General features: G+C 72.7%; 12 protein-coding genes. 6 read left to right on the plus strand and 6 right to left on the minus strand.

Annotated features, from left to right (window positions below; genetic code table 11):
- Window positions 1-161: 161 nt before the first annotated feature.
- From ABZ135_RS11070 to ABZ135_RS11085, 4 genes are all read right to left on the minus strand, one after another.
- Entirely contained in the window at window positions 162-1,115 is a 954-nt protein-coding gene (locus ABZ135_RS11070) for a hypothetical protein (protein WP_356694148.1), read from the minus strand.
- Between the two features lie 635 nt (window positions 1,116-1,750).
- Entirely contained in the window at window positions 1,751-2,530 is a 780-nt protein-coding gene (locus tag ABZ135_RS11075) for a DUF6227 family protein (RefSeq protein WP_356694150.1), read from the minus strand.
- 171 nt (window positions 2,531-2,701) lie between these two features.
- Window positions 2,702-3,772 (minus strand): P1 family peptidase, encoded by a 1,071-nt coding sequence (locus ABZ135_RS11080; protein ID WP_356694152.1) that lies wholly within the window; start codon window positions 3,770-3,772, stop codon window positions 2,702-2,704.
- Window positions 3,773-3,955: 183 nt separating this feature from the next.
- Window positions 3,956-5,140: a low temperature requirement protein A gene (locus ABZ135_RS11085; protein WP_356694154.1), complete on the minus strand. Its 1,185-nt coding sequence runs from the start codon at window positions 5,138-5,140 to the stop codon at window positions 3,956-3,958.
- Between the two features lie 292 nt (window positions 5,141-5,432).
- On the opposite strand from ABZ135_RS11085, the gene ABZ135_RS11090 reads away from it, so the two are divergent.
- From ABZ135_RS11090 to ABZ135_RS11115, 6 genes are read left to right on the plus strand one after another with little or no spacing between them, the layout of a single operon-like run.
- Window positions 5,433-6,482, plus strand: a complete 1,050-nt coding sequence (locus tag ABZ135_RS11090; RefSeq protein ID WP_356694424.1) for an MFS transporter — start codon at window positions 5,433-5,435, stop codon at window positions 6,480-6,482.
- Window positions 6,479-8,797, plus strand: coding sequence for a molybdopterin oxidoreductase family protein (locus ABZ135_RS11095; protein ID WP_356694156.1), 2,319 nt, complete (start codon window positions 6,479-6,481; stop codon window positions 8,795-8,797). Before ABZ135_RS11090 ends, ABZ135_RS11095 begins: the two co-directional genes overlap by 4 nt.
- 7 nt (window positions 8,798-8,804) lie before the next feature.
- Window positions 8,805-9,404 (plus strand): 4Fe-4S dicluster domain-containing protein, encoded by a 600-nt coding sequence (locus ABZ135_RS11100; RefSeq protein WP_356694158.1) that lies wholly within the window; start codon window positions 8,805-8,807, stop codon window positions 9,402-9,404.
- Window positions 9,401-10,072 carry a Rieske (2Fe-2S) protein gene (locus ABZ135_RS11105; RefSeq protein WP_356694160.1) on the plus strand — a complete coding sequence of 224 codons (672 nt, stop codon included), beginning with the start codon at window positions 9,401-9,403 and terminating at the stop codon, window positions 10,070-10,072. Before ABZ135_RS11100 ends, ABZ135_RS11105 begins: the two co-directional genes overlap by 4 nt.
- On the plus strand, window positions 10,069-10,488 hold the full coding sequence (locus ABZ135_RS11110) for a hypothetical protein (protein ID WP_356694162.1): 420 nt from the start codon (window positions 10,069-10,071) through the stop codon (window positions 10,486-10,488). The genes ABZ135_RS11105 and ABZ135_RS11110 overlap by 4 nt, the downstream gene beginning before the upstream one ends.
- A gap of 42 nt (window positions 10,489-10,530) precedes the next feature.
- The gene (locus tag ABZ135_RS11115; RefSeq protein WP_356694164.1) at window positions 10,531-10,746 is read left to right on the plus strand and encodes a hypothetical protein; all 216 of its coding nucleotides are present in this window, start codon (window positions 10,531-10,533) and stop codon (window positions 10,744-10,746) included.
- 19 nt (window positions 10,747-10,765) lie between these two features.
- Here ABZ135_RS11115 and mscL read toward each other — a convergent pair whose 3' ends face one another.
- The gene (mscL, locus tag ABZ135_RS11120) at window positions 10,766-11,281 is read right to left on the minus strand and encodes a large conductance mechanosensitive channel protein MscL (RefSeq protein ID WP_356694166.1); all 516 of its coding nucleotides are present in this window, start codon (window positions 11,279-11,281) and stop codon (window positions 10,766-10,768) included.
- A 111-nt stretch (window positions 11,282-11,392) separates the two neighbouring features.
- Complete coding sequence (locus ABZ135_RS11125; protein WP_356694168.1) at window positions 11,393-11,932, minus strand: hypothetical protein; 540 nt, start codon at window positions 11,930-11,932, stop codon at window positions 11,393-11,395.
- Between the last annotated feature and the right edge of the window lie 126 nt (window positions 11,933-12,058).

Raw genomic sequence — 12,058 nt, forward strand, 5'->3', positions numbered from 1 at the left:
AGTTTACGGTGGGCGATCTCCAGAGCGCCGTTGCGGAGGCTGACGAGTTCGACGACGAGCCCGCGGCCGATGCGTACGGAGATGGCGAGGGAGGCCGATGATGCGGAAACCCGCGCACCGCCCCTCAGGCGTGTTCCGTACCGGACGATGTCCGGATCAGGTCACTTCATCGCCTTCAGGACGCGGTCCGCCTTGGCGTGGCTCTTCTGGCCGGCCAGGAACCGGTTGGTGCTGTTGGCCTTCGCCTTGGCGTCGGTCGGCCCGTCCAACTGGATCCACCGGCCGCGCGGGTAGTCCGAGTCGGTGGGGAGGTTGGTGACGGTGCTGCAGTTCAGCGTGTTGCCCGAGCCCGGCACCGTGACGCACCGGAACTCCCACACCTCGCCGTCGGTGGTGATCACCTCGACCGAGACTTGGTTGGCCTGTTCGGCGATGGACACGGCGCAGGCGTCGTCCGGGGCACCCGGGAGCGGGTACCAGATGAAGTCCGTGTCGTCGGCCTGCAGGTCCCGGATGCCGGCGTACACGTCGCCGTTGTCGACGACGCCCTTGACCTCGCGGCTGGCCTCGAGCCGGTGGGCGTCGATGTCGACGCAGGTGGCCGGCCCTGCCGGTCCCGGGGGCCCCTGCGGCCCGGCCGGCCCCTGCGGTCCCTGGGGGCCCTGCGGGCCTTGCGGTCCCGGCGGGCCCGCCGGGCCGGGCTTCCCGCCGTGCGGCTTGCATTCCTCGCCGCCGCCGCCGCCACCGTCACCGCCTCCCACGAACCGGGCGGCCGGCCCGTGCTGTACGGCCTGGTTGACCTTCCCGTCGATGTACTCCTGGATCCGGCCCGTCTCCCACGGCGGCGGGGTGTCCTGGTGGTGCGGCGGCGGGCCGTCCGGGTGGCCCGGGGGCGGACCGTCGGGGTGGCCCGGCGGGGGACCGTCCGGGCAGTCCTCGGTGATCGGGGCGGCGGCACCGAGGGCGCCGGGCGCGCCCGGCGTCTGCGCCAGGGCGGCCGGACCGGCGATGCCGGTCAGTACGAGCGCGAGCGAGGCGACGGCTCCACCGGAGACCCAGGCGCGGCGCCGGGCGATCGGACCCAGGGAGGTTCCGGTCCTGAGATCAGGACGCATGCATGTGCTCCTTCATTAGCTCGATCGGGGGGATGAGCGGAAGCGTGTTCGCTTCTCTGCCGTCATCGGATTGCGCACGCGCCGTCTTGAGGACCTCGACGATCAATCAACTCCACGGCCTACGCACGGCATCGAATGGGTGCGTTCGAGGGGGCGAACCGCGCTGTACCGTCCGGCCTGCCGCATTCGGGTGGCCCGCGGGGAATCCGCAGGGCCGCCCGGTCATGAGGTCACCCGAGCCGACCCGGGGGACTCGTGTTGCCGTGCGGCCGCCCCTCTGCGTCTACGGGGGCGGCGCGGGCCCGGGCGGGGTGGTCTCCTGCTCTCTGCGCTAAGCGGGCGCCCTCACCGCTGAGGCGGGCGATCGGGTGACCGGGCGGCGGGGCGGAACGCCCTCGTGACCCCGCGACGACCCCGAGACGTCGCTCGCCGCCGCCGGAGTCCGCCTCCTCGGCGTCCCCGTCCTGCCCGGCCGCCCCGCCGTGCCCGGCCGCCCCGCCGTGCCCGGCCTGCCCGCGCTCTACGGCAGGCAGACCCGGGCGCGCCGGAAGGGCGCCGTCCGCCGGCCCGCCCCCGAGGGGCCCCGCAGGCGCCCGCCCGCCAGGCCCTCTGGACCTGCCCCGACCCGCCCCAGGTCAGCGCACCCGCCCGCGGGCCTCCATCGCCTCGCGGGCCGCGCGCTCGTCCTCGTACACCTCGCACATGTGGCGGCCGTCCGGCGTCGCCGTGTGCTCGACCTCCCAGAGGCTGACCTCGCTGCCGTCGAGCAGCAGGAACTGGTGCTCGTAGAGGGTGAAGCCGGCGTCCCGGCCGCCCTCCACGGGGCACTGGCGCCCGAGGGCCTGCGTGATGTGGTGCGCGAAGGCGAGCCGCAGCCGCCGCGCGGTCGCCTCGCCCGGCCGGTCCGCGTTCTCCGCGCGGCGCAGCACCCGCCGGGCGTGGTCGGCGGAGTTGTCCTGCACGTACATCCGGGGCTGGGCCGGTATCGGGCGGGCGAGGAGCGCGCTCAGCAGCTCCAGCTCGCCGTCCTCGTCGGCCGGCGTCCCGTCGGCGCCCTCGGCGGTCCAGCCGAGCGTGGGCCCGGCCGGCAGCCGCGAGGCGGCGAGCCGGGCCTCCGACTCCTCCGCGTAGAGCTCGTGCTGCTCCGCGCCGTCCCGGCCGGAGTTGTGCACCAGCTCCCAGAGGCTGAGCGCGGTGCCGTCGGGGAGCAGGTAGGTGTGGCGGTACGTGGTGCGGTGCAGCGACGCACTGTGGTGCGAGGAGTACAGCGCACTGGAGTGGGCGAGCGCCGACTCGAGGCGCTCGATCAGGGAGTCGGGCAGGTCGAAGGAGTTGAGCGCCCGGCCGAGGAGGCGCTCAAGGTGGGTCTCGGTCGTCTCGAAAGGATCGTGAGAAGGATCCCGCGGATCGTTCAAGAGGGTCTCCAGGCCGTCGCCACATGTCACTTGCTGCTTGCTTAACGTAGTCCCTGGGTCTGACATCGTGTCCGGCGTTCGCGAAAACGACCGGGGGCGCGTATGAAGTTCCCGCGCCCCCTTCGTTCATCCGTCAACTCCCTTTGGTATACCGGGAGTCCATGGCGAGGGCTAGCCGCCCGACGTGCCGCCGTAGAGCTCCCGGTACGCGGGGAAGTCCCCACCTGGCCCCGACACCCCCACGGAGGGTGCGAGGACGGCCCGGACGATGGCCCGGGTGACCGTGTCCGCACCCGCCGCCAACAGGTCGTTCAGGGCCAGTGGTCCCGGCGGTGACCCCGGCGCGGAGGGCAGTTCGCGCGCCCCCGTGGCGAGGGCGAAGACGGTGTCACCGTCGTTCAGGAGGTGCACCGGACGCACGGCGCGCGCGATGCCGTCGTGCGCCGTCCCCGCGAGCTTCTGCGCCTGCGCGCGGGTCAGCGACGCATCCGTCGCCACCACCGCGAGCGTCGTGTTGAGGGGCGGCGGGGCGAACTTCGCCTGTGCTTCGGCGAGCCGCCGCAGCGCCGCCTCATGCACGGCCGGATCGGGGTACGCGGGCCGCCCGTCGGCGAAGTAGCTGCCGTACGGCACACCCGTCGCCGGATCGACCGCCGAACCGACCGCGTTGACCACGACCAGCGCGCCGACCGTGATCCCGGACTCCAGGACCGTGCTCGCCGTTCCCACCCCTCCCTTGAGCCCGCCGACCACCGCCCCCGTGCCCGCGCCCACCGCGCCGGTCTCCACGCGCGCGTGCGGCCCGCTCGCGGCGGCCGCCGCCACGGCCGCCCGGCCCGTCGAGGCGTCCGGCCGGGCGCCGAAGTCGCCGCCTCTGCCCAGGTCGAAGACGCAGGCGGCGGGCACCACCGGCACCACGTGCGCGGGATCCGGCCCCACCCGCACGCCGCGTCCCTGCTCCTCCAGCCAGGCCATCACCCCGCCCGCCGAGTCGAGCCCGTACGCGCTGCCGCCGGTGAGCACCACGGCGTCGATCCGCTGGACGACGTTACGGGGGTCCAGCGCGTCGGTCTCCCGCGTCCCCGGCCCCCCGCCCCGCACGTCGACCGCGGCCACCGCCCCGCCCTCGGGAGCGAGGACCACGGTCGTACCGGAGAGCGCCCGGTCCCCCGGCACCCGCGCGTGACCGACCCGGAGGCCGGCCACGTCCGTGAGGGCGTCGTTCTGCTGTGTGGTCGTCATGCTCCTTGCGTAGCACGGATACGGCCGCGCCGGTCGGCACACGGGCGACCCGGATGCGGCATGCGGCCGGCCCGCAAGCGACCCTGATGCCGACCCCCGAGCGCCCCCGATACAGACCCGGATGCGCACTCGGATACCGGCCGATGCCGGCCCCGATGCCGGCCCGGCCCGAGGCGCGGACGCTCACGGGTGGCGCGGAGCGCCGGGGCGCGTCGCCGGGTTGGTGGCCGTCAGGGTCACCCCGACCGCCACGGTCGCGGCGGCCGCGAGCCCGGCCGCCAGGACCGCCCAGTGCCCGGCGAAGGTGCACATCAGGACCGCCAGGGCCGACACCGGCAGCACCGCCTGCTGGGCGATGCCGACCTTGAAGTAGCGGGCGTGCAGCAGCCACACGCACAGCAGGAACACGGCCGTCGGGATGGTCACCGCGGACGACGCGGCGAGCGTGGAGATGTGCGCCTTGCCGACCGCCTGCTCGACGGCGATCTCGATGCCCGCGCCGATCGCCGCGGCCGACGCGAAGATCAGATAGTGGCCGTAGCCCCACAGGAAGCCCTGCCGGTTGGACGTGAGCCGGTCGTGCGCGGGCACGACGAAGTAGATCCACCAGGCGGCGAACACGATCAGCAGCCCTCCGGCGGCGATCGGCAGCACCTCGCCGAGCGCGTCGTTCTCCGTCACGCCGGACTTCACGGCCACGGTCGCCGCCGCGATGGTCTCGCCCAGCACGATGATCGTGAACAGGCCGTAGCGCTCGGCGATGTGGTGCGGGTGCCAGTGCGTCGTGACGTCCTTCTCCGCGTACACCGGTACGGCCATCTCGGCCAGCGCCATCACCAGGAACACCCACGGCCGCACGTCCTCGGGCACGAACAGCAGCGCCGTCCAGCCCACCTGGCAGGCCAGCACCCCGCCCGCGTACCGCCGGCACATCGTCCGTTCGCCCGCGTCGGCGGCGTGCCGCGCGGCCCGCAGCCACTGGCAGGACAGCGCGAGCCGCATGACGAGGTAGCCGATGTACACCACCAGGAAGTCGTGGTCCTCGAAGGCCCGCGACACCCCGGCGGCGAGGATCAGCACCCCGGCGATCTGGACGAGGGTGACGACCCGGTAGAGCACGTCGTCGTTGTCGTACGCGGAGGCGAACCAGGTGAAGTTCATCCACGCCCACCAGATGGCCCAGAAAACCATCGCGTAGCTCAGGATCCCCGACCCGGCGTGGCCCTCCGCGACGGCGTGCACCAGCTCCGCCCCGGCCTGGGCCACGGCGACGACGAAGCAGAGGTCGAAGAACAGCTCGAGCGGTGTGGCGGCCCGGTGCGCCTCGTCACGGGACCGGGCGGTGAGGGGCAGGAAGGCTTGCGTCATGCCCCACAGGACAGCAGACCGACCCCCGCGAGCCCCGCCGCGACACCACAGCCGACCCCCGCGAGCCCCGCCGCGACACCACAGCCGACCCCGGGCAGGTCGCCGCCGCCCGCGAGAGCGTCCGGGCCCGCGGCCGGTACGCCGGGTGACCGGCCGAGACTCACCCACCCGCCCGCCATAACGGGCATAGATGTATGAATCACCCTAGGGTGGCCGCGTGATCGAGCCCCCGCAGGCCCCCGCCGCGCACCCGCCCGTCCCCACCGACCGGCCCCCTCGGACACCCGCCCAGGTGCGCCGCCGCGCCGCCCTCGCCGGGATCGCCGTCTCCGCGCTGCTGGTCCTCGCCATCGTCCTCGGCAGCCGGCTGCTGCGCGACTTCGACTCCGCCCTCCTCCCGTACGCGGTGGCGACCGTCTTCCTCGCCTTCGGCGTCGCCTACCGCTACACCGTGTGGGTCTCCGCCCCCGGCGCCCGGCGCCTCTTCACCCAGGGCCTGCGCGCCCTCCTTTCCGCCGAGAACTTCCGCCGGGCACCCACCGCGCTGCCCCGGATGATCGCCACCTACCTCGGCTTCCAGAAGTTCCTCGGCGCCCGCTCCCACGCCCGCTGGGCCGCCCACCAGCTCATCTTCTGGGGCTGTGTCCTGGCCGCGCTCATCACCTTCCCGCTGACCTGGGGCTGGTTCACCTTCACCTCGTCCACCGGCTCGGGCCCCGGCTACGAGATGCGGATCTGGGGCTTCAAGGTCCTCGGCTTCGACTCGCTGAACATCGTCGGCTGGCTCATGTTCCACGGTCTCGACATCGCCGCCGTCCTCGTCATCCCCGGCGCCTCCTACTTCCTGTGGCGCCGGATGAAGGACCGCGGAGCCATCACCGGCCAGCGCTTCGCCTACGACCTGGTCCCGCTGATCGCTCTCATCGTCATCTCCGTCACCGGCCTGCTGCTCACCTTCTCCTCGATCTTCCTGCACGGCGGCGGCTACGAGTTCCTGGCGATCCTGCACATGGTGTCGGTGGTCTTCACCCTCATCTACATCCCGTTCGGGAAGTTCTTCCACATCGTCCAGCGGCCCGCCGCCGTCGGCATGCAGTTGTTCAAGTACACCGCCCGCCGCAAGGACGACGCGACGCCCGGGGCGGACGCGGACGGCTCCGGCCTCCTCGCCTGCCGGCGCTGCGCCCGGCCCATCGACACCGTCCCCTCCGTCGAGAACCTCCGGGCCACCATGCACGATCTGAACCTCGCCTTCGACGAATGGGCCGCCTACTGCCCCCGCTGCAAACGCGTCCTGCGCGGCCACGCCTACCTCACCCACGTCAAGAAGGGCTTCAAGTGACGCACGCGCACGCGCACGCTGGGCAGCCGCTGCCGCTCGACCCCTCCGTCGCCCCGCCCGGCACCCGCGACTTCCGCGACGCCGGCGGCATCCCCGCCGACCGCTGGCACGCCGACCAGCACGGCGAGACCCTCGTCCCCACCCATTGCTGCTTCTGCGGAGTGCAGTGCGGCATGTATCTGCGGGTCGACCGCCACGGCAAGGTCTTCGGCGTCGAACCCCGCAACCACGACATCAACCGGATGCGGCTCTGCCCCAAGGGCATCAACGCCTATCAGCAGGTCAACCACCCCGACCGGCTCACCGCCCCGCTGATGCGCCTGCGCCGCGACGAGTCCTTCCGCGAGGCGAGCTGGGAGGAGGCGCTCGACTTCACCGTCTCCGAGATCCGCCGCATCCAGGCCGCGTACGGCAACGACGCCTTCGGCCTGCTCGGCGGTGCCAGCCTCTTCTCGGAGAAGACCTATCTCGTCGGCAAGTTCGCCCGGGTCGCCCTGAAGACCCGGCACGTCGACTACAACGGCCGGCTGTGCATGGTCTCCGCCGCCGGAGCCAACAAGCTCGCCTTCGGGATCGACCGGGCCGGCAACCCCTTCTCCGACATCCTCCTCACCGACTGCCTCCTCATCGCCGGCTCCAACGTCGGCGAATGCTTCCCCGTGATGACCCAGTACCTGTGGGGGGCACGGGACCGCGGTGCCACCCTGATCGTCGTCGACCCGCGCGAGACCGCCATCGCCCGCACCGCCGACCTCCACGTCGCCCTCAGACCCGGCACCGACGCGGCCTTCTTCAACGCCGTCCTCCACGTCGTCGTCGCCGAGGGCCTCACCGACGAGGCGTACCTCGCCGCCCACGCCACCAACTGGGAGGAGGTGAAGAAGACCGTCGGCGACTGTCCGCCCGCCCGAGCCGCCGAGATCTGCGGCGTCCCCGAGGAACAGATCGTCCAGGTCGCCCGTATGTTCGCCGGCGCCGGCAAGGCCATGGCCTGGCACGCCCGCGGCGTCGAACACCACTCCCAGGGCGTCGAGAACTGCCTGACGATCATCAACCTGTGCGTCGCCACGGGAAACATCGGCCGCCCCGGCGCCGGCTACGGCACCATCACCGGCCAGGGCAACGGTCAGGGCGGCCGCGAACACGGCCAGAAGTCCGACCTGCTGCCCGGCGGCCGCTCCATCTCCGACCCCGAACACCGCCGCCAGATCTGCGCGATCTGGGGCATCGAGGAGTCCGAACTCCCACCCGCCGGCACCTCCATGATGGAGATGGTCTGGCAGATGCAGCGCGGCGAGATCCGCGGCCTCATCGGCATCTGCAACAACCCCTTCGTCTCCCTTCCCCACTACGCCACGGTCAAGGAGGGATACGACGCCACCGAGTTCCACGCCCAGTTCGACTTCTTCCTCTCCGAGACCGCCGCCAACGCGCACGTCGTCTTCCCCGTCACCGTCTGGGCCGAGGACGAGGGCGTCATGGCCAACGCCGAGGCCCGCGTCGTCAAGCACAACAAGGCCCAGGAACCGCCCGCCGGCGTCCGCACCGACACCTGGGTCATCTGCGAACTCGCCAAGCGGCTCGGCGCCGGCGACAAATTCGCCTTCCCCGACTCCCGCTCCGTCTTCGAGGAGCTGCGCGTCGCGTCCGCCGGCACGGTCAACGACTACTACGGCATCACCTACGAGCGGCTCAAGGAGACCGGCGGCATCGCCTGGCCCTGCCCCACCACCGACCACCCCGGCACCCCCCGCCTCTTCGAGGACGGCCGGACCTACCACCCCGACGGCAAGATCCACCTCCAGGCCGTCGAGTGGCACCCGCCCATGGACCCGTACACCGAGGAATACCCCCTCTCGCTCACCACCGGACGCACCGTCGCCCACTTCCTCTCCGGCAACCAGACCCGCCGCCTGGGCGCCCTCGTCGAACAGACCCCCCGCCCCTGGGTCGAGGTCCACCCCTCCCACGGCTTCCGCAACGGCGACCCCGTCCGCGTGGTCACCCGCCGAGGCAGCGAGGTCTTCCCCGCCCTGGTCACCGAGGCGATCCGCCCCGACACCGTCTTCGTCCCCTACCACTGGCCCGTGCCCACCGCCGCGAACACCCTGACCATCGACGCCCTCGACCCGCGCTCCAAGATCCCCGAGTACAAGGTCTGCGCCGCCCGCATCGAGGCCGCCGAACGGATCGACCAGGTCCCCGCCCCGCCCACCGCCCCCGGCCGGCCCGCCTACCCGGAGACCCAGGTCTCGCGCGACGACCCGCTGCCCCCCACGTCCCCCCAGGGCCGTGGCACCTCCGACAGGAGCTGACGCCGACATGATGGGCCGCACGATCTTCATCGACCCGGGCCGCTGCATCGGCTGCCAGGCATGCGTCTCCGCCTGCCGTGAATGCGACTCGCACCGCGGCAAGTCGATGATCCACCTCGACTACCCCGACGAGGGCTCCTCCGTCGCCTCCCTCCCCACCGTCTGCATGCACTGCGAGGACCCCGTCGCCCCCTGCGCCGAGGTCTGCCCCGCCGACGCGATCCTGGTCACCGCCGACGGCGTCGTGCAGCAGGCCGACACCACCCGCTGCATCGGCTGCGCCAACTGCGTCAACGCCTGCCCCTTCGGCGTCCCGAAGATCGACCTCAAGGCGAAGCTGCAGATGAAGTGCAACCTCTGCTACGACCGCACCGCCTACGGCCTCGCCCCCATGTGCGCCACGGTCTGCCCCACCGGCGCCCTCTTCTACGGAACCCTCGACGAACTCCGCGCCGAACGCCCCGGCGTCCAGGTCGCCGACTCCTTCACCTTCGGCTCCACCACCGTCTCCACGGGAGTGGCGATGGTCGTCCCCGCCGACAAGGTCCAGTGGCCGGTCCCCGGCGGTCTGCCCATCGTCGAAGTGAACGGAGTGGACGTCCGATGAGCCTCACCGAACAGCCCCCGGACCCCGGCAGCGACCGGACCCGGACGCCCGACGCCGCGCAGGCGGCGCTCCACGACCGGATCTCCGCCGACTCCCTGACCACCCGCCGCGACTACCTGCGGATCGTCGCCACCGTCTCCGGCGGCCTGGCCGTCGGCGGCGTCGCCGTCGCCTCCGGCGTCCTGCACCGCCACGGCGACAGCGACGGGGCTCCCGAAGCCAAGAAGATCGCCGACCGGATCCTCCCGGGCGACTCGGTCGCCTTCCGCTACCCCGACGAGGAGGACCGCGCCGTCGCCGTCCGCCTGCAGGACGGCACCCTCGCCGGCTACTCCGCCGTCTGCACCCACCTCGCCTGCGCCGTGCTCTGGCGCAAGGACCGGGGCAGCGAGGGCGAGCTCTACTGCCCCTGCCACGAGGGCGTCTTCGACGCCCGCACCGGCGAGGTCACCGCCGGCCCGCCGCCCCGGGCCCTGCCCAAGGTGCTTCTGGTCGAGGACGCCGACGGCAGCGTCTGGGCCGTGGGCACCACCCGCTCCGGCGAGAGCGTCCAGGAGGGTCTGTGCCGGCAGCTCGTCGAGGAGCGACCCGGCCTCGCCGACCGCCTCGACTGCCCGGACGCCGTCGCCCCCGGCCCCGGCCCCGCGGAGAGGAGCCGACGGACATGACCGACACCCCGTTCCCCAAGGACCCGGCCGCCCCAGGACACCGGGCCGAACCCCCGGACGGCTTCCCGCCTCGGTCCGCTTACACCCCCGGCAGCGCCCAGCCGCGCCTCAACCGCCCCGTCCGGGAGCGCTACCCCCAGATCCGCCCCACCAGCGGCTACGGCGATCCCCGGATCCGCCACACCGGCCCCGGCCCGGGTGCGGGGACCGAGCAGGAGCCCGAACGCTCCGCCAGACTCTCCGCCCGCCTGGCCCTCGCCCTCACCGTGGTCATCGGCCAGCTCTGGGGGCTGACGATCGTGGTCGACGCGTGGATGGCCGGCGACACCGGCACCGCGTGGTGGGGAGCGGGCTTCCTCGTCCTGTCGTTCCTCGTGGTCCTCGGCCTGTGGCTGCTCGATCCCAAGGACCGCTGATCACAGGGGTGCAGGGCGGTGATGCGGGCGTACCCTGAAGACATGAGCACCGCCCCCATCCACGGTCCGCGAACAGCGAAGCAGGCCGACTCTGTATCCCAGTCGCAACCCAGGCCGGCACTGATCTTCGACGATCCACTGGACCAGCAGTCCGCGGACGACACGGACCGCGGCTGGGGTGAGCGGCCTCCTTCCGGCGGTGACAGTGCCGCCGACCTTGCGCGCTTCCTCGACGAGAAGCCGCCGCACCACCTCTGACGCCGACGCGAGCCGTCGGTCAGGAGGTGGAGTGCGCCCCCGTGCCCCCGCCGGCCGGCGTGTGCGCCCCCGTGTTGTTCACGGACGGACCGCGCTGGGAGACCAGGTGGTCGCGGATCTCCTTGAGGACCTCCAGCTCGCTGACCTCGATCGTCTCCTGGGCGCCCTCCTTCGCCTTCTCCTGCGCGGCGCGCCGGGCGAGGATCCTGGCCATCGGCAGGACCATCAGGAAGTAGACGACGGCGGCCGTGATCAGGAAGCTGAGGACGGCGCTGAGCACCAGGCCCCACTGGATCTGGATGCCCTGCATCTCGCCGTCCACGACCCGGCAGGGTGCCTTCAGACAGGACGCGTAGCCCTCCAGGGCCTTCGTCCCGAAGGCGCCCACGACGGGGTTGATGATTCCCTTGACCACCGAGTTCACGATGTTGGTGAACGCGGCACCGATGACGACCGCGACCGCCAGGTCGATCACGTTCCCGCGCATCAGGAAGGCTTTGAAGCCTTCCAGCAGATTTTCCTTCTTCTCGGTCACCAAGGTGCCTTTCGTCGCGTGTGCAGTGTGCGGAGCCATTACGCCGCGCGCGGCGCAGGGGCGTCCAATCCGTACACACGGGACGGTTACTTGACAGGCCGTCCGTGCGAATCAGCACAGCGTCACCGCCAGTTGGGCCGTGAGGCCCGCACCGGCGAGCGCTGTCGCCGTCGCCCGTGGCACGGACAGGACGAGCAGGGCCCCGCCGTCCGGTCGAGTCTCGCCCGCCGGCGGCACTTCGGCCACTCGGGCTCCGGAGGCCACCACGCGGGCCTCGCCGGCCGGGCCGGTCGGCGAGTGGGGAGCGGCGATCACGTCCACACGGTCGCCGGGCCGCAGGAGCCGGACGGTCGCCGCGTCCGCGATCCGCACCGGCGCGGACACGAGCGGCGGTGCGGCGGCCGCCCGGTGCGGCTCGCGCACCGGTGGCGGAGGCGGCTGCGGGACCGGGTCGTCGGCGCCGGCGACGCCTGTCGCCGCGAGCGCGGCGGCCGTCATCGCCAGCACCGCGGCGGGCGCCCGTCGCCTGCGGCGCAGCGCCCTGCGCAGCCGGAGCCGCGCGCCGCGCACGCGCAGCGGGTCGAAGTGCGGCACGCCGCACGGCGCGGGGACGGAGGGACGGGTGTGGGGGAGGCAGGAGTGTGGGGTCATCAGCGCAACCGCCTGTCGTGAGCACGGGTCGTCCGCCGGACCGTCCGACGAACCGCGCTCACCGTGACGCATCCGCCGCGATCCCGCTCGGGCCTGTGGACAACCGGCCGGTTGTGGACAACTTCC

It is taken from the genome of Streptomyces sp. NPDC006339, from assembly GCF_040612775.1.
In the GTDB taxonomy this organism is placed as follows: domain Bacteria; phylum Actinomycetota; class Actinomycetes; order Streptomycetales; family Streptomycetaceae; genus Streptomyces.

What these genes read in the sequence shown, in the direction of transcription:
- ABZ135_RS11070 (WP_356694148.1), bottom strand. Translation starts at nt 1,115, where the DNA reads ATGCGTCCTGATCTCAGGACCGGAACCTCCCTGGGTCCGATCGCCCGG.
- ABZ135_RS11080 (WP_356694152.1), bottom strand. Translation starts at nt 3,772, where the DNA reads ATGACGACCACACAGCAGAACGACGCCCTCACGGACGTGGCCGGCCTC.
- ABZ135_RS11085 (WP_356694154.1), bottom strand. Translation starts at nt 5,140, where the DNA reads ATGACGCAAGCCTTCCTGCCCCTCACCGCCCGGTCCCGTGACGAGGCG.
- ABZ135_RS11100 (WP_356694158.1), top strand. Translation starts at nt 8,805, where the DNA reads ATGATGGGCCGCACGATCTTCATCGACCCGGGCCGCTGCATCGGCTGC.
- ABZ135_RS11105 (WP_356694160.1), top strand. Translation starts at nt 9,401, where the DNA reads ATGAGCCTCACCGAACAGCCCCCGGACCCCGGCAGCGACCGGACCCGG.
- ABZ135_RS11110 (WP_356694162.1), top strand. Translation starts at nt 10,069, where the DNA reads ATGACCGACACCCCGTTCCCCAAGGACCCGGCCGCCCCAGGACACCGG.
- ABZ135_RS11115 (WP_356694164.1), top strand. Translation starts at nt 10,531, where the DNA reads ATGAGCACCGCCCCCATCCACGGTCCGCGAACAGCGAAGCAGGCCGAC.
- ABZ135_RS11125 (WP_356694168.1), bottom strand. Translation starts at nt 11,932, where the DNA reads ATGACCCCACACTCCTGCCTCCCCCACACCCGTCCCTCCGTCCCCGCG.